Source organism: Paenibacillus sp. LX16, assembly GCF_036252815.1.
In the GTDB taxonomy this organism is placed as follows: Bacteria; Bacillota; Bacilli; order Paenibacillales; family Paenibacillaceae; genus Paenibacillus; species Paenibacillus polymyxa_B.
In genome coordinates this window covers 2,508,465-2,535,252 of record NZ_CP141152.1, presented here as the reverse complement: position 1 = coordinate 2,535,252, position 26,788 = coordinate 2,508,465, and the positions used below count along the sequence as shown (strand labels likewise).

Genomic DNA, 26,788 nt, shown 5'->3' with positions numbered 1-26,788 from the left:
ACGCAAAGTGAAATCATTGCATTTTAGAAAACGGATTTAGAAAACAAAGTCGATGGAATCCGGCGAGAAGCCTTCTGGCTGCTCGTCCGAGTTCACCTGAATATCGCTTAACAGCAAATCTGGATCGATTCCAATCTGGGACAGGATCGCTATCAAATCTCTGGTTAATCTCTCAATAGCGTCGGCTCCAAACAGCTTCGTGCAATATTCAAACGAACCCTTGATCTCCCCATTTTCATCACTCATAGACAAGGTCAAATCGAATTTAGAGATACGATGCTCCTGAACATACGGGCTGAAGGACAGCGTCTCAAGCTTCGCTTCCTGTGACTCCGTATTTTGCAGTACAAACATAGTGTCGAATAACGGGTTACGGCTTGCATCCCGTGCTATATCCAGCTTTTCCACCAACTCTTCCAGTGGATAATCCTGATGCTCGAAGGCTTGCAGCGTACGATCTCTGGCTTCCAGCAAGTAGCTGTGGAACGTTTGGTTGCCCCTCGGCTGATGCCGGATGGCTAGCGTGTTGACGAACATTCCGATCAGTGGCTCCAGTTCAGGCAACAAGCGGCCTGCTACTGGCGTACCGATGATCAAATCGTCCTGACCGCTGTATTTGGACAGCAGAACGGTGTAGGCGCTCAACAGCACCATGTACAGCGTGCTTCCGGTTTGTGCCGCAATTCGGTGCAGTTGCTCGGATACATTCGCGTCCACTGTAAATTCATACAGCGCACCTTCGAAGCTGCGAACAGCAGGTCTAGGATAAGCAATTGGCAAATCCAGTACCGGCAATTCTCCGGCTAAATGCTCCAGCCAGAAGTGTTCCCGGCGTTGGTATGATTCACGCTGCATCTCCTGCTGCTGCCACACGGCGTAGTCTTTGTACTGAATTTGCAGCGGCTCCAATTCCTGTCCCTCGTACAGTTGTACCAGCTCCTGCACGATATTGTTAGACGATACACCGTCTGAAATAATATGGTGCATGTCGTACATCAGGAGATGGCGCTCTGGTCCAGTTTGAATAAGACGGACCCGCAGCAGTGGTGCCTGGCGAAGATCAAAGCTGCGTACAAAGGACTCGATACAGGCTTCGGCTTCGGACTCCCTGGCCTGTAAGTGCTCTACTGCAAACTCCACTTGATCGTAAACCCGCTGAACGACCTCGCCTTCCAGCATTTCAAAGGAAGTCCGCAGCGTTTCATGGCGGGCTATTAACTGACGGAACGCATCCTCCAGCCGATCGGCCTGAAGCGGTCCCTCCACGGTTAATACACCCGGCATATTGTAACTGAGATCCCCGCCTTCCAGATGGCTCAAAATGTACAATCGTTTTTGAGCCGAGGAAACCGGGTAGTACGCCTGTTGCGCCGCCGCAGGGATCACCGTATAGGTGTCTGTACCGTGCGTTGCTATGAGCTGGGCTTGCTGCTCAATCGTGAAGTGTTGGAACACCTCACGCAGCGTAATCCGGCTGTCCAGTTCCTGATGGATTTTAGCCACCAGCGTCGTTGCCCGCAGGGAGTGTCCACCCACGTCAAAGAATGAGTCGGTGACTCCTACGCTGGACAGCTTCAAGACATCCTGCCAGATTTGGGCTAGCTTGGCTTCCAGCGGCGTCCGCGGTGCAACGTACTCCAGGCCTCCTTCGAGGCGTGCTTCCGGTGCCGGCAACGCCTTGCGGTCGATTTTCCCGTTCGGTGTCAGCGGGAAACGATCCAGTTGTACCACATACGTCGGGATCATGTAATCCGGCAGCTTCGGCTGCAGCGCATTGCGCAGCTCCGGCAAACTCAGGGACGCTGAAGCTATGATATAGGCACACAGGTCCTTGTGTCCGTCTTCGTTTTCCCATGCTGTGACCACGGCTTTCTGAATGCCGTCCACGGTCAGCAACTGTGCCTCCACCTCGCCCAGTTCGATCCGGTACCCCCGGATTTTCACCTGGTGGTCGATCCGGCCCAAATACTCAATACTGCCGTCTGGCATCCACCGTGCCAAGTCGCCCGTCCGGTACATCCGGTTTGCGTGATCCGCTGGATCGGCTGCTGCCGCATCAGCGAACGGATTCAGGACGAACTTCTCTGCCGTCAGCTCCGGCAGGTTCAGGTATCCTCGTCCGACACCTGCACCTCCGATATAAAGCTCACCAGCGATACCGATCGGCACCAGCTGTTGCTGGCTGTTCAAGATGTACACCGACTGGTTCGCTATCGGCGTTCCGATGGATACTGTGTGCTCCCCTTTTTCCAGCAGTACGTTCAGGGACTCCACATCTTCAATCGTATAAGCAGTCGCATCTACCGTCGTTTCGGTCGGGCCATACACGTTCGTAATGACTGGACGATACCCGGACCACTTGTGCAAGAACACATTTACCAGTTGCACAGATAATGCTTCGCCACCGATCAGGTAATGCTTCACTTCCGGCGCTTCCGTTACACTGACGCTTTCGTTCAAAATATGCAGATGCGCAGGTGTGCCGTCCGACAGATCAATTCGGTGCGTGCGGTAGTAGGCGATCAAATGCTCTCCGCTCAGACTGACGTCACGGGACACCACGTGCAGGGTGTGGCCTAACAGCAAGCTGGCAAAGATTTGCTTCACTGAAGCGTCAAATACAAATGCCGACAGCCATGCGACATGAAGCGGCTGTTCATAACGGCTGTATACTCGTTCCAATAAAGCATCTACCAGATTGCTAACACTGCCCTGCTCGATCATGACCCCTTTCGGCTGGCCGGTGGTGCCTGACGTATAAATCATATAGGCCAGGTGATGCGGGCGGGCGACAGGGATTAGATTGCTCGCATCCTGTGCTCCCAACTGAGCTTGAACGTCCTCGTCGTCAAGAACTACAGCTCGAACTGTTGATGGCAAGCTGAGCGACAGGTTGGCAACTCTGCTTGTAATCACGACCTTGGCCCCACTGTCTTGGAGCATGTAGTCGATGCGCTCCTGTGGATACACCGTATCCATTGGTACATATGCGCCTCCGGCCTTAAGTACCCCCAGAATGCTCACCAGAATATCCGCAGAACGTTCCAGCAATACGCCAACCGGTTGATCTGCTTCGACCCCTTCCGCTCGTAACACACGAGCCAATTGGTTCGCACGCTCATTCAGCTCAGTGTAGGTCAGCGCGGTGGCCTCAGACACAACTGCTATCCGCTCAGGGTTGCGCTTCGCTTGCTCTTCAAAGCGTTCGCTGAGCGAACGGCCCTGCACCTGTCTGTGTTCAGCACAACGCACACTATGTGCGTTCGGGTCATTAAATACCTCCAGAATCTGCACGGTTTCTTCCGCCGTAATCAGTTCCAACTCACCCAGCTTCGCATCCGGGTTCGCCGCCACCGCTTCAGCCAAACGAATAAAGTGACGCGTCATCCGTTCTACCGTTTCGCGATCGTACAACGCAGTTGCATACTGCAATCCGAACTGGATACCTGCCTCTTCCTCTCTGGCTTCCAGCGTCAAATCAAACTTCGCTGGCGTTTGCTCCAAGCCGTATGGACGGAAGCTCAGATCTGCCAGTTGCAGTTCGCCTTCCTCGGTGGTTTGCAGGGTAAACATCGTATCGAACAGCGGATGGCGACTCATATCCCGCTTCACATTTAACTTTTCCACCAGTTCCTCAAATGGGTAGTCCTGATGTTCATAGGCTTGCAGAGCACAAACTTTCACTTCTTCCACGTAGCTGCGGAAGGTATGTTCCGCTGTCGGATAGTTTCGTAATGCCAACGTACCGACGAACATCCCGAGGATCGGTTCCAAATCTGCATGCGGTCGTCCTGCAATCGGTGTGCCGACTACAATATCTTCTTGCCCGCTGTATTGGTGTAAGAGCGCGGTGTATGCAGCCAGCAGCACCATATACAGCGTAGAGCCTGTGTGCGCCGCCAGTTCCTTCAGGCGTTCGCTAGCTTCACGCTCCAGCCCGAACACCACCGTATCGCCTGCCGTACTTCGTACTGACGGACGGGCAAAGTCCGTAGGTAGATCCAGCACAGGCAGTTCACCCCGGAAGGTGTCGAGCCAGTACGCTTCCTGACGTTGCATCCACTCTTGATGGGCTTCGCTTTGCTGCCATACCGCATAATCCTTGTACTGTATACGCAATGGGGAAAGCTCTTCACCGTCGTATAAGCGGACAAATTCATCGGTCAGTACTCCCATGGACACACCATCCGAGACGATATGGTGCATATCGAGCATGAGCAAATGCTGTAGTTCCTGCTCGGTTCCTTGTACACCCAAATCTACCAAGCCTACCCGCAGCAGCGGAGCGGATTGCAGATCGAACGGACGTACAAACTGTTGCACACGTTCTTGTGCTTCCTGACTGACCATCGTGTCCGCAGTTGCACCCTCTACCTGGACCTTCGTATACTCCACCTCGAACGGCACGGTGTCCTCAATCCATTGCACCGGCTCACTGTCCACCAGCTCAAAGCGGGTACGCAACGTTGCATGACGGGCAATTAATTGACGGAACGCATCTTCTACCCGTTTCACATCCAGTGGTCCACTCACTTGCAGCACTGACGGCATGTTGTAGTTCACATCATTCGGGTCGAACTGATGCAGCACATACAGTCGTTTTTGCGCCGAAGATAACGGGTAGAAGGTACGTTCTTCCGTTACTGGAATGGACGCATATGTTACTTGATCCAGATGTTCCAGTACGACTGCCAGTTGTTCAATTGTTGGTGATTCAAAAATACTTCGCAATGGAAGCGGCTTGTTCAGCTCCTTGTGAATTTTCGAGGCCAGCGTCGTCGCCCGCAGCGAGTGTCCGCCAATCTCGAAGAAGTTTTCCTTCACACCAACCTGCGCCAGACCCAGCACATCCTGCCAAATTTGCGCCAGCTTCACTTCCACCCACGTCCGCGGTGCGACATAATCAGCTCCGCTTTGCAGGCTGCCTTCCGGTGTTGGCAGTGCCTTGCGGTCGATTTTACCATTCGGTGTCAACGGCATCTGCTCCAGTTGTACCAAATACGAAGGTACCATGTAGTTTGGAAGCTCCTCGCCCAGTAAGCTGCGCAGCTCACCAGCGCTTACTTCCCGTTCAGCAACATAGTACGCCACCAGTTGGTTTTGCCCCTGTTCGTCCGCTTGTGCCAGTACGATGACCTCTTGTACGTCCTCCACCTTCAAAATTTGTGCCTCGACCTCGCCCAGCTCGATCCGATAGCCCCGGATTTTCACCTGATGGTCGATCCGGCCCAAATATTCGATGTTGCCGTCTGGCATCCATCTCGCCAAGTCACCCGTACGGTACATTCTTTCATACCCTGCTTCGCCAGCCGCAAACGGATTTGGTATAAATTTCTCAGCCGTCAGCTCTGGGCGATCCAGATAACCACGGGCCAGACCCGGACCGGACATGCACAGTTCACCCGCTACGCCTACCGGAGCCAAATGTCCATGCACATCCACCATGTACACCCGATGATTTGGCATAGGGCGTCCGATGGAAATGAGTTGTCCTGCTCTCTCATCCTCGGATACCGGCCAGACGGACGTCGCCACCGAGTTTTCGGTTGGACCGTAGCCGTTGTAGTACGCCACCTGATCCTTCCACTTGTATACCAATTCTGTTGAGGATGCTGAACCCGCAGTGAACAGAACACGCAGGTATGGCATCCGCTCCGGCTCCAGATACACCGCATAGGTCGGTGGTAACGTCGCCACCGTAATCTGATGTTCTGTCATATAATGTTCGAATCGCTCATAGTCCAAAATCGTCTCTGACGTTGGCACATACAACGCGGCTCCGCAGAACAGCGCCTGGAAGATTTCCCAGCAAGCCGCATCAAACGAGTAGCTGGCGAACAGCAACGCATGATCCGACGTGCTCATCCGAAGCGTCTGATCAAAATACGTTTTCAGATTGCATAGCCCGTGATGCTCGAGCATTACGCCCTTCGGCTGTCCCGTCGTACCCGACGTATAAATCACATACGCCAAATCGTTCGGACCGGACCACGGCTCCAAATTGGAATCATCCTCGTGATACACACCCTGTGCCCCATTCAGCACCAGCACGTTACCGTCAAAAGCTACTTTATCCACCAGATGGTTTTGCGTTAACAACAGCTTCGCACCCGAGTCGTCCAGCATGTAGCGGATACGCTCCTCTGGATAGGTCGGATCGATTGGGACATATGCACCCCCGGCTTTTAAAATCCCGAAGATGCCCACGATCATGTCCACCGAACGCTCGGTCATCAGACCCACCAAACGATCCTTCGTCACGCCTTGACTACGCAAGGTGCGCGCCAGACGATTCGCACGTTCATTCAGCTCGCGATAGGTCAGCTGCTCTCCTTCGAAGAACAACGCTGCCTGCTCCGGTGTCTGCGCCGTTTGTGTCTCGAACAAGCCATGAATCGTTTGCTCGCTTGGATACTCAGCAGTTGTATTTCCCCATACGCGGAGAATTTGCTCACGCTCCTGCTCACTTACCATATCCAGCTCATGCACTCGAATGTCCGGCTTCGCCACCACCTGCTCCAACAGCTGTATCAAATGGCCCTGAGTCCGTTCAACGGCTTCCCGATCATATAACTTCGCATTGTATTCAAATCGGATTTTCATCGCTTCCTGCGGCATAACGACCAGATTGAAATCATAGTTGGTTTGTTCAATCATGCCGGCATTGCGAATTTCAAAATCCGACTCTGCACCTTCGCCAAGTTGCTCGACCTGCTCCTCCACCGGATAGTTTTCAAACACGATAATGTGGTTGATCAGATCTTGCTTTTGCTCGCTCAAGGCTTGAATTTCATACAGCGGATACGTTTCATAATCTTGAGAAGTCAGCGCCTGCTGCTGATTCGTTCTGATCATGTCGGCAAAGGTGTCCTCAGCCCCACTGCGGATACGTATTGGAATGGTGTTAATGAACAAGCCCACCATATTTTCGATCCCCGAAATATCCGCTGGACGACCAGACACTACACCGCCAAAAACAGCGTCGTCACTACCGTTGTACTTTTGGAGCAGCAAGCCCCAAGCTGTTTGCAGCAATGTATTCGGGGTCACGTGGTGCTGCTTGGCCACCATTTCCATACGTCCGGTCAAATCCTTGCCCAGATCGCACAGGATATGCTCAAATTGTGCACCGTCCGCTTTCACGCCTACTTTTCCGGTCGGAATCGAAGTTTGCTGATCATAGCCGAGCAAATAATCCTTCCAGTACGCAGCTGCCGCCTCTACATCCTGTGCTTCAAGCCACTCAATATACTGACTGTATGGAGTCACGGGGGCAAGCTTCGGCTGTCTATGCTCCACGGCTGCAAAATAAGCCTCAAACACCTCATCCGTGACTAACGCCACACACCAGCCATCCATCAAGATGTGATGAGAGCTCCACACAAAATAATAATCCTCATCACCTGTTCGTAAAATCGCCACGCGCATCAATGCATCCCGGGATAAATCGAATCCGGCTGCCTTGTCTTTGCGAATAAATTCCTTCACATACGCGTCACGTTCCTGCTCATCCAGATGACGCAAATCTTCACATCTAAAACCAACATCTTTACGGCGGAAAATAACCTGCACAGGCTCATCCTGCCAACCGCTGATGAAATTAGCTCTAAATATTTCATGCCGTTGTGCCAAATGATTCAAGCTATCTTGGAAAATATCCGCTTGGAAGCGTCCGTGCAAATCAAAGGTCGTTTGTTCAAAATAAGCACCTGACTCTGCATCCATCAAACTATGGAACAACATGCCTTTTTGCATCGGCGTCAACGCATATACATTTTCCAGTTCCCCCATGTCACGTGTCCGTTCTACCAACTGATCCAACTCGGCCATGGTTACATTTTTCAGCATGACATCGCTTGGCGTCAGCTCTTGCTGTTTGCGGCCTGTGCAATGCGCAATGATTTCCTGCAAGCTGGTTCTGAACTGTTCGGCTAACTGCTCCATCGTTTCATGGCGATACTCCTGCTTGCTGTAGCTGATCGTCAATTGCAGTTCGCCTTCCGAAATCAGTCCGTTCATATCCAGCGTGTGCGTTCTAGCTGCATGGGCGCTAAGCTCTGCACCGCTAGCGTAAGGAGATACGCCAATGGACTGATTTTGCATATCTTGATCAAATTGTCCTAAATAGTTAAAGCTGATTTCAGGTTCGGTTACAAAACGCCCCTGCTCACGTGCTGCAGACAGGTATCTCAACATCCCGTAGCCAATGCCCTTTTGCGGAATGCGGCGTAGTCCTTCTTTCACTTGTTTGATGCGCTGTGAAAGGTCTTGCCCCACGCTCATATCCAGCACAACTGGGAATTGAGTCGTAAACCAGCCCACAGTGCGCGTAATATCCAGTTCTGGCAAAATGGACTCCCGTCCATGACCTTCCAGGCTCACGAGAACTCGTTCCAGGCCCGCCCAGCGATGAATAGTCAGTCCCAATGCGGTAAGCAGCAAATCATTCATATCCGTGTTGTAGGCACGATGCGCCTGTTTTAACAGCTGCTCTGTTTCCTGAGCTGTCCACGTGACTGTAATGTTCTCGCTGTCCCTATTCAAGGAATGAGAATGGGATTCGTCTTTTGGAAGCGGCTGATATACGCCTTGTTCCATTTCCTGCCAGAATGCGAGTTCTGCTACCATTGCCGGACTGTTCGCATATTGAGACTGCCCATCAGCCCAGGTGCGGAACGAATCCGTTTTGTGCGGAAGACGAGCCGCTTGTCCGTTCAATGCCTGCTCATAGGCGGTCGTAATATCCTCGAACAAAATGCGCCAAGATACGGTATCCACCACTAAGTGATGAATCGCCATCAGCAAATGATCTCCATCCGGGCAATGGAACAGCCCCAGCTTCACCAGCGGTCCTTCGCTTAAATGAATACCCGCTTGAATTTCATTCACTTTAGCCTCGATCGCCGCAGATACCTCAGACTCATTTCTGAAGTCGGCCCGATCCAGCGTATACAGCTCGCCCTCCCCAATCGCACGGTTCCAAGCTTCATATCCGTGCTCACTAGGACGGAAAATGATACGCAGTGCGTCGTGATGGCTAACGACGTGATCCATCGCCGTGCGCAGGGCCGGTTCATCAAAACCGTCCTTGCTATGCAGCATGATGGACTGGTTATGATGATGAGCATCCGTCAGGTTCTGCTCAAAGAACCATTGTTGAACAGGTGTCAGCTTCACAGCGCCCACCACTTCGCTCTGATCCGCCAATCTGGTCACCGATTGAACTTTCAGTGCCAATGCAGACACGGTTGGATGACTGAACAGGTCTTTCATCTCCAGTCGATAACCTGCTTGCAGCAATCGGGAGGATACTTGTAAGGCCTTGATCGAATCGCCGCCCAGCTCGAAGAAGTTATCCTGCGTGCCTACCGCTTCCACGCCAAGCACCCCGGCCCATACCGCGGCCAATACTTGTTCCACCGTGGTACGCGGTGCCACATAGGCTGCACCGGTATGGATGCTTCCTTCCGGTTCCGGCAAGGCCTTGCGGTCGATTTTGCCGTTGCTGGTCAGCGGGATCGTCTCCAGTCGCATCAGACGTGCAGGCACCATGTGCGCTGGCAGTCCGGCTTCCAGTTCGGCCTGTACCTCCTCGATCCGCAGCTCGGCTTCTCCCGTGATGTATCCGCACAAGTACTTGTGTCCACGCTCATCCGTCCGGTCGATGACTACCGCTTGACGCACACCCGGCACCCGCTGGATCGCCGTTTCAATCTCGCCCAGCTCGATCCGGTAGCCCCGGATTTTCACTTGATAATCCATCCGGCCGATAAAGTCCACATTGCCGTCTGGCATCCACCGCGCCAAGTCACCTGTGCGATACAGTCGTTCACCCGGTACATACGGATTCCCTACGAATTTCTCGGCCGTCAGGTCTGCACGGTTCAGGTACCCACGTGCTACCCCGGCTCCGCCAATGCACAGCTCGCCCAGTACGCCGATCGGCACCGGATTCAGCTGGCTGTCCACGATGTAGAAGCGTGCGTTCAGCCACGCCTGACCAATCGGCACATGGCCGCTGCTTGGCAGCTTCGACAGTTCTTCGTCGTAGAAGCTGGAATCAATCGCCGCTTCCGTGACGCCGTAGCTATTAATAATGCGAACATCCGCGCCAAACCGTTCTTGCAGTACCTGATAATCCGTCACGCTGCAGCTATCCGAGCTGGTGATCAGCAATTCCAGACTGCTCATGTCCAGTCCGTGGTCATACACATGCTGCATAAACGGTACGATTAAAGCCGGTGTGGATTCGAACACCGTAATCTGATAGTCGCGAATCCATCCATACAGACGGCTTGGGTCGATGCGGTCGTCCTTCGGACAGATGACCATCGTGCCACCGTTATAGAGCGCCCGCGCAATATCACCGACGAACACGTCGAAGGAGAAGCTTGCCAGCTGCAGCAAACGTACCGGGAACTGGTTCAGGCGATAATCCCGACGATAGGCCGCGGCTGTGTTCACCAAGCTGCGATGCTCAATCATGACGCCCTTCGGACGTCCCGTTGTCCCGGACGTGTAGATCACATACGCCAAATCCTGCGGTTCGTTGATATGATCGACGTCTGTCATATCTCCGGTGTACAGTGACTCATCGTCCAGTGCCAGTACGGTGTGCAGACGCAGCCCTGTTGCCGGCTCGGATGCTGCTTCGCTGTCAGGTGGCGAATCTGATTTCAAGCTTACGCCTTCATTCAGGTTGTCTCTTTCCATCGTTTCAGCGCTAACCGCTGTTTCCAACTCACCCTCAGTCTGCCCTCCAGCCGAGGCCTGTTGGCTTTCATCCAGCCATGCCTGTGCACGCTCCTGCAATCCCGTCTGGGTCAGCAGTACCGTCGCACCACTGTCCTCCAGCATGAAACGAATGCGCTCTGACGGATAGTCTGCATCCAGCGGCACATATGCGCCTCCAGCCTTCCACACCGCTAATACGCCAACCAGCATGTCTACCGAACGCTCACTCAAAATGCCGACAATCGACTCACGTCCAATGCCTTCCTTTCGCAATCTACGGGCAAGCTGGTTTGCACGCTCGTTCAGTGTGCGGTACGTCAGCTGCTGCTCCTCGTACACCACCGCCACGTGATCCGGTACAAGCTGCGCTTGTTCTTCCACAAAGGTATGGAACAGTGCTCCTGCTTCTACCGCAGCAACATCCGATACCCCTACATCTCCAAAACCGTAGATGATTTGTGCTTTTTCCTCCACAGTTACCATCTCTAAGGCTGCCAGTGGCTGCTGTGGATGAAGGGTAATGGCACGTACGAGTTCGGTAAAATGCTGTGCCAATCGCGCAATGGTCTCAGCCTTGTACAGCGCCGTGCTGTATTCCAGACTGCACAGAATGCCTTCCGGCTGCTCCACTGCATCCAAGGTCAGATCAAATTTGGCCGTATGACTGTCTGTCGGATACGTTTTAAAGGTCAGACCTTCCAGCTCGAACTCCTGCTGCTCAAATGTTTTCAACTCAAACATCGTGTCAAACAGCGCATTCCGGCTCGTATCCCGCGTTAAATTCAGTTTTTCAACCAGTTCTTCAAAAGGATATTCCTGATGCTCATACGCACTGAGCGCATGCTCTTTGACCTCTTGCAAGTAGTCCAGGAACGTTTTGTCGCCAGCCGGATAATTGCGGATCGCCAGCGTGTTGAGGAATACGCCTACCAAGCCCTCCAGTTCCGCATGCGGTCTTCCGGCAATCGGCGTGCCGACGATGATATCTTCCTGTCCCGAATATTTATGCAAAAGCGTGCTATACGCGGCCAGCAACACCATGTACAAGGTGGAGCCGGTTTGCGCAGCCAGCTGTTTCAACTGCTCGCTATCCTCCAGGCTGATCGCAAATTCCAATCGAGCTCCTTCCTGACGCTGTACGGCTGGTCTTGCAAAATCCGTAGGCATATCCAGCGCCGGAATGTCACCAGCCATGGTTTTCAGCCAATAGCTTTCCTGCTCACGAAGACGTTCACTTTGCATATCGGCATGCTGCCAAACCGCATAGTCCTTGTACTGGATGCGCAGTGGCGGCAGTTCCTTACCTTCATACAATTGAGAGAACTCCTGCACGATAATTCCTTCAGTCACGCCATCCGAAATAATATGGTGCATGTCATAGATCATAACGTGACGCTCCGGTCCGGTTTCCACCAGTTGAACCCGCAGCAATGGTGCTTGTGCGAGATCAAATGCGCGTACAAAGTCCAGTGCATACTGCTGGGTCTCTTCTTCGCTTGCCTGCACATGCTCCACGTTGAATGTGACGCCCGATTCAATCCGTTGAATAACCTCACCATCCACCATGTCGAATCGGGTTCGCAGGGCTTCATGGCGGGCAATCAGCTGGCGGAAGGCTTGCTCCAGTCGCGTTTTATCCAAGGAACCTTCAATGATCAAAGCGCCTGGCATATTGTAGCTAACCTCTCCGCCTTCCAGGTGACTCAGAACGTACATCCGTTTTTGCGCCGAGGACACGGGATAATATACGCGCTCCTCCGCAACAGGGATGGATACATACGTTTGCTGCGTCTGAACTTCTCCCATCACCTGTACCAGTTGCTCAATCGTCGGATATTGGAAAATATCTCGCAGCGCCAGCTTGTAATTCAGCTCCTGATGAATTTTCGCCATCAGTGTTGTCGCGCGCAGAGAATGTCCTCCCACTTCAAAGAAGTTATCCTGGATGCCTATCTGCCGATGATTCAAAACGCTTTGCCAAATACGTACCAGTCGCTCTTCCAGCAGTGTCCGCGGTGCCACGTACGCTGTGCCTCCTTCGAGGCGCGCTTCCGGCGCAGGCAACGCTTTGCGGTCAATTTTCCCGTTTGGTGTCAGCGGGAAATGATCCAGTTGTACGACATATGTCGGGATCATATAACCCGGCAGCTTGGGCTGCAGCAGGTTGCGCAGCTCTGGCAAATTCAGCGCATCAGAGGCTACGACATACGCACACAAATCCTTGTCTCCATCTTCGTTTTCCCAGGCGGTGACGATGGCTTTCTCAATGCCATCCACGGTCAGCAGCTGTGCTTCCACCTCGCCCAGTTCAATCCGGAAGCCCCGGATTTTGACCTGATCATCCATCCGGCCGATAAAGTCCACATTCCCATCCGGCATCCACCGCGCCAAATCACCTGTGCGGTATAATCGTTCACCCGCTACATATGGATTCGCTACGAATTTCTCGGCCGTCAGGTCTGCACGGTTCAGGTAGCCTCGTGCCACCCCGGCTCCGCCAATGCACAGTTCACCCAGTACGCCGATCGGCACCGGATTCAGCTGGCTGTCCACGATGTAGAAGCGGGCGTTCAGCCACGCCTGGCCAATCGGCACATGGCCGCTGCTTGGCAGCTTCGACAGCTCTTCATCATAGAAGCTAGAGTCGATTGCCGCTTCTGTGACGCCGTAACTATTCATAATGCGAATATCCGCGCCAAACCGTTCTTGCAGCACCCGGTAATCTGTCACGCTGCAGCTATCCGAGCTGGTGATCAGCAGTTCCAGACTGCTCATGTCCACCCCCTGTTCATGCACATGCTGCATAAACGGTACGATCAGGGCTGGGGTCGATTCGAACACTGTAATCTGGTAATCGCGAATCCAGTCATACAAACGGCTAAAATCAATCCGATCGTCTTTCGGACAAATGACCATCGTGCCGCCGTTATAGAGCGTCCGCGCGATATCCCCGACGAATACGTCGAACGAGAAGCTCGCCAGCTGCAGCAGTCGTACCGGGAACTCGCTCAAACGGTAATCTCGGCGATACGCCGCAGCCGTATTGACCAAGCTGTGATGCTCAATCATGACCCCTTTCGGACGTCCTGTTGTCCCGGACGTGTAGATCACATACGCCAGATCCTGCGGTTCGTTGATGTGATCGACGTCTGTGGTATCTCCGATGTACAGCGACTCATCGTCCAACGCCAGTAAGGTATACAGACGCAGCACTGTTGCCGGTTCGGATGCTGCTTCGCTGTCAGACTTCGAATCTGATTTCAAGCTTACGCCTTCACTAAGGCGGTCTCTTTCCATCGTTTCAGCGCTAACCGCCGTCTCCAGCTCACTCTCATTCTTTCCTTCGCCCAGAGCCCATTGGCTTTCATTCAGCCAACCCAGTGCACGCTCCTGCAAGCCCGTTTGGGTCAACAGTACCCTCGCACCACTGTCCTCCAGCATGAAACGAATACGTTCGGACGGATAGTCTGCATCCAGCGGCACGTACGCACCGCCGGCCTTCCACACCGCCAGTACGCCGATCAACATATCCACCGAGCGTTCACTCAAGATGCCAACCATCGACTCGCGTCCAATGCCTTCATTTCTCAATCTACGCGCCAATTGGTTCGCACGCTCGTTCAGTTTCCGGTACGTAAGCTGCTGCTCCTCGTACACCACTGCCACGTGATCCGGCACAAGCTGTGCCTGTTCTTCCACAAAGGTATGGAATAAGGCTCCTGCTTCAACAGCAGCAACATCCGATACCCCCACATTTCCAAATCCATGGATGATTTGTGCTTTTTCCTCGGCAGGTACCATCTCCAAAGCTGCCAGTGGCTGTTGTGGATGCAGTGTAATTGCACGTACGAGTTCGGTAAAATGCTGCGCCAATCGCGCAATCGTTTCAGGCTTGTACAGCGCCGTGCTGTATTCCAGACGGCACAGAATGCCTTCTGGCTGCTCTATTGCATCCAAGCTCAGATCAAATTTGGCCGTATTATTTTCCAGCGGATACGAATTCAGGATCAGACCTTCCAGCTCGAACTCCTGCTGCTCCAATGTTTTCAACTCAAACATCGTGTCAAACAGCGCATTTCGACTCGTATCCCGCGTCAAATTCAGCTTTTCAACCAACTCTTCAAAAGGATAGTCCTGATGCTCATAAGCACTGAGCGCATGCTCCTTCACCTCTTGCAGATAATCCAGAAACGATTGGTCGCTAGACGGATAATTGCGGATTGCCAGCGTGTTGATGAAGACACCTACCAGGCTCTCCAGTTCCGCATGCGGTCTTCCAGCAATCGGCGTGCCGACTACGATATCTTCTTGGCCTGTGTATTTATGCAAGAGCGTAGTGTACGCCGCCAGCAGCACCATATACAAGGTTGCGCCTGTTTGTCCCGCCAGTTCTTTCAGGCGTTCGCTAACTTCACGCTCCAGTCCGAATTCGATCGTATCCCCTGCCGTACTCTGCACCGCCGGACGGGCAAAGTCGGTTGCCAGATCCAGCACAGGCACGCCGCCCCGGAAGGTACCCAGCCAGTACGCTTCCTGACGCTGCATCCACTCCTGATGGGCTTCGCTTTGCTGCCATACCGCATAATCCTTGTACTGAATCCGCAATGCCGGTAGCTCTTCTCCGCCATACAAGCGGACAAATTCATCGGTCAGTACCTCCATCGACACACCATCCGAAACGATATGATGCATGTCGAGCATGAGTAAATGCTGGGATTCCTGCTCTGCTCCTTGTGCGCCCAGATCCACCAAGCCCACCCGCAGCAGCGGTGCAGCTTTCAGATCGAACGGACGCACAAACTGCCGTACCCGTTCTTGTGCTTCCTGGCTGACCGTCGTGTCCGTAGCTGTATCCAAATCTGTAGATGTGTCCTGATCTGTATCCGTAGTTGCACGCTCTGCCTGTACCTTCGTATATTCCACCTCGAACGGCACGGTGTCCTCAACCCATTGCATCGGCTCATTGTCCACCAGCTCAAAGCAGGTACGCAAGGTTGCATGGCGATCGATCAGTTGACGGAACACGTCTTCTACTCGTTTCACATCCAGCGGACCGCTCACTTGCAGCACCGACGGCATGTTGTAGTTCACATCACTTGGATCAAACTGATGCAGCACATACAGTCGTTTTTGCGCCGAAGATAACGGGTAGAAGCTGCGTTCTTCCGTTACCGGAATGGACGCATAGGTTACTTGATCCAGACTTTCTAACACCGTTGCCAGTTGCTCAATCGTTGGTGCTTCAAAAATACTGCGTAGTGGAAGCGGCTTGTTCAGCTCCTTGTGAATTTTCGAGGCCAGTGTCGTCGCCCGCAGCGAGTGTCCGCCAATCTCGAAGAAGTTTTCCTTCACACCAACCTGCGTGAGACCCAGTACATCCTGCCAAATGTGCGCCAGTTTCACTTCCACCCACGTCCGCGGTGCGACATAATCGGCTCCGCTTTGCAGGCTGCCTTCCGGTGCTGGCAGGGCTTTGCGGTCAATTTTGCCATTTGGACTCAGTGGCATCTGCTCCAGCTGTACAAAGTACGATGGCACCATGTAGCTTGGCAGTTCTCGGCCCAGCTCACTTCTCAGCTCGCTGGCGCCGAGCTCTTGTCCGGCGACATAGTAGGCCACCATTTGTTTTTGTCCCGTCTCATCCGCACGCGCCGTGACCACGGCTTCGCGTACCGATTCCACTTGGAGCAGCTGCGATTCGACCTCGCCCAGCTCAATTCGGTACCCGCGGATTTTGACTTGATGGTCGATCCGGCCCAAATATTCAATGTTGCCGTCTGCCATCCATCTCGCCAAATCACCTGTACGGTACATCCGCTCATACCCGGCTTCCCCGCCGGCAAACGGATCGGCTACGAATTTCTCCGCCGTCAGCTCCGGTCGGTTCAGATAGCCTCGGGCTACGCCGACACCGCCGATGCACAGTTCGCCCGCAACCCCGATCGGCTGCAATTGCTCCGTGCCTTCCTTCACGATGTACAGACGAATATTCTGAATCGGTTTCCCGATCGGAATAACCGAATAGGTTTCATTAAGCTCGCAATCGAAGTACGATACGTCCACCGTCGCTTCGGTTGGACCATACAGGTTGATCAGCTTCGCTCCAGCCAGGCTCGACACGAGCCGTTGGAACCGCGCCACATGCTGTGGCGGCAACGCTTCGCCGCTGGCAAAGACATGGCGCAGCGTGCCCAGCTTCGCTTGCATCACTTCCCGTGGCTGCTGCTCCACGTACTCCAGGAACGCATGCAGCATAGCGGGTACAAAGTGCATCGTGCTCACGCCATCGCGGGCAATCGTATCGACGATGTCTTCCGGGTTCTTTTCCCCACCTACCGATAGCAAGCTCACCTTCGAGCCGACCAGCGACCACCAGAACAGCTCCCACACCGACACGTCGAACGTGAAGGCGGTCTTTTGCAGGATCGTATCTTCCACACTCAAGCCATAACGATCATGCATCCACAAAATTCGGTTCAGCACGGAATGGTGCTCCACCATCACGCCCTTCGGTTTTCCCGTGGAGCCGGAGGTGTAGATGACATAGGCTACATGGTGTGGCCCAGCCAGTGGCTCCAGATTCGAACCGTCTTCGTGGTAAATGTCCTCGCGATCCTGCTCATGACGATCCAGCACCAGCACCTGGCCGTCAAAACTCAGTGAGGCTTGCTCGGCCAAATGCGATTGCGTCAGCACCAGCTTCGCGCCCGAGTCCTCCAGCATAAAGCGGATGCGGTCCGCCGGATATTCCGGATCAATGGGCACGTAGGCTCCGCCTGCTTTGAGGATCGCATAAATGCCTACGATCATGTCCAGAGAGCGCTGAACCAGTATGCCTACAGGCTGATCCGGTTCAACACCTTCCGTACGCAGCGTCCGAGCCAAACGGTTCGCGCGCTCATTCAACTCCGCGTAGGTCAGCGACTCCGACCCGAATATCACCGCTGCCTGATCCGGTGTATCCGCGGCCTGCTGCTCAAACAATGCGCTTAGCGTTTGATCTTGCGGATAGGCTGCGGCCGTATCTCCCCAGACCTGAACGATCTGCGCCTGCTCTTCCGGTGTCAGCAATTCCAACTCATTTACTCGGATATGCGGATTGTCGATAATTTGCTCGATGACATGCAGTACATGTCCCTGCATCCGCTCTATCGTAGACCGATCGTATACATTGGCGTTATATCTGAACAGGATGCGGAAAAGCTCATCGGGCATCACAATCAGGTCCAGATCATAGTTCGTTTGCTCGACAACCTCTACATTCGTAATTTCAAAAGCGGACGGACGAACTTCACCCAGCTGCTCGACTTGCTCCTCTACCGGATAATTCTCAAATACCATAATGTGGTTAATTAGATGCTGCTTCTGCTCGGTCAATGCCTGAATTTCATACAGCGGGAAGCTGTCATAGGCTCCCGAGGCCAGTGCCTGTTCCTGCGTTTTCCGCATCACTTCCACAAAAGTGGCATTCCGTTCACTTTGAATCCGCACCGGAATCGTATTAATGAACAAACCGATCATATGCTCTACGCCGGCAATATCTGTTGGACGTCCAGATACGACACTACCGAAAATAACATCCTCATTGTTGTTATATTTCTGCAAAATAAGGCCCCACACGCTCTGCATCAGCGTATTAATCGTGACCTGCTGCTGCTTCGCAATCCGGTGTATGGCTTCGCTCCACGTTGGATCCAGATCTACCGTTATTTTTTCAGAGATATATTTGCTGGTGTCGCTTGTTGTAGTGGATACAGTATGATCTCCGCTGTCCGCCACTTGGTCTTTCGATGAAGTATCCGATCCAGGTAACAACGTCTGCTGTTCAAAGCCGGCCAAATAGCTGCTCCAATAATCTTTTGCTGCACGCTCATCCTGACGCCCCAGCCATTCGATATATTGGCCATATGGTGTGATCGGAGCAAGCTCCGGCTGCTTCTGCTCCAGCAATGCAAAGTACGTACCAAACACTTCACCAGTAACTAGCGATAAGCACCAGCCGTCCATGACAATGTGATGGAAGCTCCATACCAAGTGATACGTTTCTTCATGGGTCTGCAATACCTGTACGCGCATGAGGGCATCCGTACCAAGATTAAAGCCTCTAGCCTGGTCCTCTTGCTTAAACGCCTGGATATACGCCTGTTGCTCCGCTTCCTGCATTTCCCGTATATCCTGGAAAGAAAGGTCGCTATCTTTGTGGCGGAACACGATCTGCAATGGCTCCTGACTGTGTCCTGTCTCGAACATATGGAAATTCGTTCGCAGCGCTTCATGACGCTGTGTCAGTACATCCAGACTCTTGCGGAAAACAGCCACATCAAAGCTGCCTTTTTGATCAAACGAGGCTTGCTGGAAGTAGGCGCCTGACTCCGGCTCCATCAAGCTATGGAAAAGCATCCCCTTCTGCATAGGCGAAAGAGCATACACATTTTCCAGCTCGCCCACAGAAGCTGTTTGCTCCGTCAATTGCTCCAGTTGCTCCAGTGTCAAGCCCTTGAACAATACATCGCTTGGTGTTAGCTCACTCCGCTCTTTGGAGGCACAATGAGCGATCACTTCCTGCAAGCTTTCCTGCAGCAACTGCGCAAATTTTTCTACATTTTGCTGATGATATACCTTACTGTCATAGCGAATTTCCAGTGTCAGCGCGCCCGCTGTAATCATTCCGTTCACATTCAGCGGATGCTCCAGTACGGTATGATTACTCATCGGCTCTCCACCTGGATGTGAAGACAGAACGATATCCCCATTTTCCAAGTCCTGATCAAATTGTCCCAAATAGTTAAAGCTAATTTCAGGCTGCAAGGCAAGGGAATGATTGGCATCATCCTGAGACATATATTTCAAAATGCCGTAGCCAATGCCCTTATGCGGCACATGACGCAGGTCTTCCTTCACCCGCTTGATTCGCTGCCCTACTTCCGCCTTTCCGTCCACACCCAGCAGCACCGGATATTGGCTTGTAAACCAGCCCACGGTACGGGTGATGTCGATATCTGGAACAATGGCTTCCCGGCCATGTCCCTCCAGATTGACCAGCACGCGCTCCTGACCGCTCCAGTTATATACCGCTGTGCCGAGTGCGGTTAACAGCAGATCATTGACCTCGGTGTGGTACGCACGGTGTGCTTCCTGCAGCAGCAGTCGTGTTTCCTGTTCGGTCCAAGCCACGGTCACCGTCGCAGTGTCTCGGATTAGAGAATGTTGTCCCTCTGCTCTCTCTTGATCCTTAGGCAACGATGCAACTTCCGTTTGGGCAAGACGGTGCCAGTATTCGCGTTCGTCTTCGATGGCCGGACTATTCGCATATTGTGATAAGCACTCTGCCCAAGTGGAGAACGAGTCCGTTTTATATGGCAAACGAATGGCTTCTCCACGAACCGCCTGCTTATATCCAGTCGCGAAATCCTCAAACACAATCCGCCATGAAATCCCGTCTACGACCAAATGATGAATCGCAATCAGTAAATGATCTCCATCCATGCAGCGGAAAAGTCCCAGCTTCACCAACGGCCCTTCGTCCAGATGAATGGAGCTTTGGATGGCGTTGGCTTTCATTTCAATTGCTGCTGCAACATCTGCAATGTTTTGCACATCCGTCAGATCAACAACGTCTAGACTATACAGCTCGCCTTCGTTCAAACCGCGATTCCACGCTTCATAGCCCTGTTCGGTCTGACGGAAGACCATACGTAGCGCATCATGATGCTCCGTTACCTTGGTCACCGTTTGATGCAATGCGGCTTCATCAAAGCCTTGTGCTCTATATAGCATCACCGACTGGTTAAAATAATCCGGCTCTGCTGATGATTGTCCAAAGAACCATTGTTGAATCGGAGTCAGCTTGACGCTTCCCGAAACCACCCGCTGATCGGCTGTACGGCTGACCTTGTGTACATAACCACTCAGCAGCGAGACAGAAGGATATTGGAACAAATCCTTCATGTCCAGCTTGTAGCCCGCTTGCAGCAAACGGGAGGATACCTGGATTGCTTTGATCGAATCGCCGCCCAGATCAAAGAAATTATCCAAAATCCCGACTCTCTTCGCCCCCAACACGGCCTGCCAAATGGACACTAACGTCTGCTCCAGCGCTGTGCGCGGCTCTACATAGTTTGCTCCGCTTTGCAGGCTGCCTTCTGGTGCTGGCAGGGCCTTGCGGTCGATTTTACCGTTAGGTGTCAGTGGCATTTGCTCCAGCTGGATGAAATACGAAGGCACCATGTAGTTTGGTAGCTCCTCACCCAGTAAGCTGCGCAGCTCACCCGCGCTCACTTCCCGTTCAGCGACATAGTACGCCACCAGTTGGTTTTGCCCCTGCTCGTCCGCCTGGGCCAGTACGATGACCTCTTGTACGTCCTCCACTTTCAAAATTTGTGCATCGACCTCACCCAGCTCGATCCGATAGCCCCGGATTTTCACCTGATGGTCGATCCGGCCCAAATATTCGATATTTCCGTCTGGCATCCATCTCGCCAAGTCACCTGTACGGTACATTCGTTCATACCCTGCTTCACCAGCCGCAAACGGATTCGATACAAATTTCTCAGCCGTCAGCTCTGGGCGATCCAGATAACCCCGAGCCAGACCCGGACCGGACACGCACAGCTCACCCGCTACGCCCACCGGAGCCAAATGTCCATGCACATCCACCATGTATACCCGATGATTCGGCACAGGGCGTCCGATAGAAATCAGCTGTCCGGCTCTCTCATCCTCGGATACGGGCCAGATGGACGTCGCCACCGAGTTTTCGGTGGGACCGTAGCCGTTGTAGTACGCCACTTGATCCTTCCACTTGTATACCAATTCTGTTGAAGTTGCAGAACCCGCAGTGAACAGAATACGCAGGTTTGGCATCCGTTCCGGCTCCAGATACACCGCATAGGTCGGCGGCAAAGCAGCCACGGTGATTTGATGATCCGCCATATATTGCTCAAACCGCTCGTAATTCAAAATCGTTTCTGACGTTGGCACATACAACGCGGCTCCGCAGAACAGCGCCTGGAAGATTTCCCAGCAAGCCGCATCAAACGAGTAGCTGGCGAACAGCAACGCATGATCCGACGTGCTCATCCGAAGCGTCTGATCAAAATACGTTTTCAGATTGCACAGCCCGTGATGCTCGAGCATTACGCCCTTCGGCTGCCCCGTCGTACCCGACGTATAGATCACATATGCCAGATCGTTCGGACCGGACCACGGCTCCAAATTGGAATCATCCTCGTGGTACACCGTTTGCTCCCCATCCAACACCAGCACCTGACCGTCGATAGCCGCTTTGTCCACCAGATGGTTTTGCGTTAACAACAGCTTCGCACCCGAGTCGTCCAGCATATAGCGGATACGCTCCTCTGGATACGTCGGATCGATGGGCACATATGCACCCCCGGCTTTTAAAATCCCGAAGATACCTACGATCATGTCCACCGAGCGCTCGGTCATCAGACCCACCAGACGATCTTTCGTCACGCCTTGACTGCGCAAGGTACGAGCTAATCGATTGGCGCGTGCATTCAGCTCGCGATAGGTCAACTGCTCTCCTTCGAAGAACAGTGCTGTCTGCTCCGGCGTCTGCGCGGTTTGCGCCTCGAACAAGCCATGGATCGTTTGCTCGCTTGGATACTCGGTCGCCGTATCTCCCCATACGCTGAGAATTTGCTCACGCTCCTGCGTGGTTACCATATCCAGCTCATGCACGCGAATGTCCGGCTTCGCTGTCACCTGTTCCAGCAACTTCACCAGATGACCTCGAATTTGCTCTACGCTTTCCCGTTCAAATGCCAAGGCATTATAACCAAAGCTCATGTGAATAGTGTTGCCCGGCAGCACCACCAAGTTAAAGTCATAGTTGGTCTGCTCGACAGACTCGGCTCCTGTGATCGTGAAGCTGGACTCTTCACCGCTGCCTAATTGCTCCAATTGTTCCTCTACCGGATAGTTCTCAAAAATAAGAATATGATTGATCAAATCCTGCTTAAGCTCCGACAGCCCCTGAATTTCATATAACGGATACGTATCATAGGCATGGGAAGCAATGGATTGCTCTTGGGTTTGCTTCATCACGTCTGAGAATAAACTGTCCACTTGACTGCGGATGCGTACAGGAATGGTATTGATAAACAGACCAATAATGTGCTCCACATTCGGAATGTCTGCCGGACGTCCAGATACCACGCTGCCAAACACCACATCATCTGTGCCATTATATTTTTGCAGCAAAAGGCCCCAAACCGTCTGCATCAACGTATTCATCGTCACCTGATAACGCTTGGCTACGCGCTGAATGCCAGCCGTTAGATCCGCACCTAAGTCAAAATCCAGACGCTCCGCCTGATACCCCGTCTTACCCTGGATTTTTGCCTGTGGCAAGCGGGACTGCTCCTCATATCCTTCCAGAACCTTGCTCCAGTAACCTGATGCGGCCTGACGATCCTGTTGTTCCAGCCATTCGATATATTGACTGTACGGCGTTACAGGTGCCAGTTCCGGCTGCTTATGGGCCAGTATCGCAAAATAACTCGCAAACACTTCGTTTGTCACCAGCGACAAGCACCAGCCGTCCATGACGATATGGTGGAAGCTCCACACAAAACGGTACGAATCCTCACCTGTGCGCAAAACAGCCACACGCATCAAAGCATCTTGCGCCAGATCAAAGCCTCTTTGCTTGTCTTGGCGCGTATATTCGAGGATGTACTCGTTTTGCCGCTCTTGCTCCATATCCCGCAAATCCTCCACATACAGTTCGCTGCGCTTATTGCGATACACGACCTGAAGCGCTTCATCTTTCCAGCCGCTGTAGAAGTTCGTGCGCAGTACCGTATGCCGCTGCATCAATACATCCAAACTGGCCGCAAACGCATCGACATTAAAATGTCCCTGCAGATCAAAGGATGCCTGTTCAAAATAAGCTCCTGATTGCGAGTCCATCAGATTGTAAAAGAGCATGCCCTTTTGCATCGGCGTCAGTGCGTATACATTTTCCAGCTCACCGGTATGTGCCGCCTGTTCCGCAATTTGTTCCAGTTCTCTAGTCGTCAGACCTTTGAAGGATACATCACTCGGGGTCAGTTCCGGCTGTTCCTGAGCGACGCAATGCGTAATCACCTCTTGCAAAGCGGATTGCAACAGTCCCGCCACACGTTCCAGCGTTTCTTGGCGATACTGCTTACGGCTGTAAGCAATCGTCAAGCGCAGCGTGCCTTCAGAGATCATCGCGTTTAAATCCAGCGTATATTGCAGCGGTGAATGTGCATCCTCTGTCTCTCCTGCGCTATAGGAAGACAATGTGATTCCACTGTTTTGTAGATCCTGATCGACTTGACCCAAATAGTTAAAGCTTATTTCCGGTTCTGCTGCAATCGCATGCGCTTCATCCGATGCGAAAGCAGGGGACAAGTAGCGCCAGGTGCCATAGGTTAGCCCTTTATGCGGAATGCGGCGTAGGCCTTCCTTCGTTTCTTTAATCCGCTCTGCCAGCGTCAGATTTGCACCCGTATCCAGCAGTACCGGATACAAGCTCGTAAACCAGCCTACTGTACGTGTCATATCCACCTCTGGCAGGATTGCTTCCCGGCCATGTCCCTCCAGGTTCACTAGCACCTGTCCGGCGCCTGTCCAGTTGTGCATCGCCAATCCTAATGCCGTCAGCAGCAAATCATTGACCTCGGTGTTGTAGGCGCGATGAGCCTGCTTTAACAACTGCTGGGTTTCAGCTTCGGTCCACTCTACCGTCAGCACTTCGCTGTCTGCATTCAAAGAGCCCTCGTAGGCAAAATCCTTCGGCAACGGTGCCGCTTCCGCTTTGACCTGTTCCAGCTGCTTCCAATAAACTTCATCCGATGCAGCCTCAGGACGGTTGGCGTAAGACGACAACTCCCGTGCCCAAGTTTGAAAGGAATCCGTTTTATAGGGCAATCGTACAGGCTCGCCTTTGATCGCCTGCTCGTAACCTGTCGAGAAATCTTCAAACAGAATCCGCCACGACACCCCGTCTATCACCAAATGGTGAATAGCTATGAGCAAATGATCGCCCTCGGTTGTGCGGAACAATCCCAGCTTCACCAGAGGTCCTTCGGACAGGTGAATGCTGCTTTGAATTTCATTTGCCTTCGCTTCCAGCGCTTCCGCATAGGCTACTTGTTCACGGTAGTCTTCGGTTTCCAGCGTATACAACGCGCCTTCATCTACACTACGTGTCCAAGCCATATAACCAGAGGAATCCTGATGGAAAACCGTACGAAGCGCATCATGATGCTTCACGATGTGATCCATGACTTGGCGAATCGCCGTCTCATCAAAGCCCTCGGCACAATAGAGCATGACCGCCTGATTAAAGTGCTGCGGGCGCTCGCGCTCCTGCGCAAAGAACCAATGCTGGATCGGAAGCAACGAGGTTTCCCCGCTCACTTCTCCTTGATCTGCCATACGACGGACCTCATGCATATGCGGTGCCAGGGTTGCAACCGTTGGATACTGGAACAAATCCTTCATGTCCAGCTTATAGCCGGCCTGGAACGCGCGCGATGCGATTTGGATTGCCTTAATGGAATCGCCGCCTAGATCAAAGAAGTTGTCCAATATGCCGACCGTCTGTAGCCCCAGTACTGACTGCCAAACCGCTACCAAAGCGCGTTCTGATGCGGTACGCGGCTCTGCATAATCCGTTCCGAATTGCAGACTGCCTTCTGGTGCTGGCAGGGCCTTGCGGTCAATTTTGCCATTCGGACTCAGCGGCATCTGCTCCAGCTGTACAAAGTACGATGGCACCATGTAGCTTGGCAGCTCCCGGCCCAGCTCACTTCTCAGCTCACTGGCTCCTAGCTCTTGTCCCGCAACGTAGTACGCCACCATTTGTTTTTGGCCCGTTTCATCCGCACGAGCCATGACGACCGCTTCTCGTACCGATTCTACTTGGAGCAGCTGCGATTCGACCTCGCCCAGCTCGATCCGGTACCCGCGGATTTTGACTTGATGGTCGATCCGGCCCAGATATTCAATGTTGCCGTCCGGCATCCATCTCGCCAAATCGCCTGTACGGTACATCCGTTCATAGCCTGCTTCCCCGCCTGCAAACGGGTCTTTCACAAATTTCTCGGCCGTCAGCTCTGGACGGTTCAGATAGCCGCGCGCTACACCTACACCACCGATGCACAGTTCACCTGCAACCCCGATCGGCTGCAATTGCTCCGTGCCTTCCTTCACGATGTACAGACGAATATTCTGAATCGGTTTCCCGATCGGAATAACTCCATATTCCTCATCCAGTTCACAATCAAAGTACGATACGTCCACCGTCGCTTCGGTTGGTCCATACAGGTTGATCAGCTTCGCTCCGGCCAGACTCGACACGAGCCGCTGGAATCGCGCCACATGCTGTGGCGGCAAGGCTTCACCACTGGCAAAGACATGGCGTAGCGTGCCTAGCTTCGCTTGCATCACTTCCCGTGGCTGCTGCTCCACGTACTCCAGGAACGCATGCAGCATGGCGGGAACAAAGTGCATCGTGCTCACGCCATCGCGGGCAATCGTGTCGACGATGCCTTCCGGGTTCTTTTCCCCGCCCACGGGCAGCAGGCTTACCTTTGAGCCGACCAGCGACCACCAGAACAGCTCCCATACCGACACGTCGAACGTGAAGGCTGTCTTTTGCAGGATCGTATCTTCCGCACTCAAGCCGTATCGACCATGCATCCACAAAATTCGGTTCAGCACGGAATGGTGCTCCACCATCACGCCCTTCGGTTTCCCGGTGGAGCCGGAGGTATAGATAACATAGGCTACATGGTGCGGGCCAGCCAGTGCCTCCAGATTCGAACCGTCTTTGTGGTAAATGTCTTGGCCATCCTGCTCCTGACGATCCAGCACCAGCACCTGGCCGTCGAAACTCAGTGACGCTTGCCCCGCCAGATGCGATTGCGTCAGCACCAGCTTCGCGCCCGAGTCCTCCAGCATAAAGCGGATGCGATCCGCCGGATATTCTGGATCAATCGGTACATAGGCTCCCCCTGCCTTGAGGATCGCGTAGATGCCTACGATCATCTCCAGC

Annotated in this window: 1 protein-coding gene (running past one end of the window); it reads right to left on the bottom strand. The window is 53.2% G+C overall.

Annotated features, from left to right (window positions below; translation table 11 throughout):
- Positions 1-36 precede the first annotated feature (36 nt).
- Positions 37-26,788, bottom strand: the 3' portion of a protein-coding gene (locus tag T3H97_RS11460; protein ID WP_328802582.1) for a non-ribosomal peptide synthase/polyketide synthase. The gene runs 15,668 nt beyond the window's last position; the window shows 26,752 of its 42,420 coding nt (coding positions 15,669-42,420); its start codon lies beyond the right edge, outside the window — the gene reads right to left on this strand; it ends in the stop codon at positions 37-39.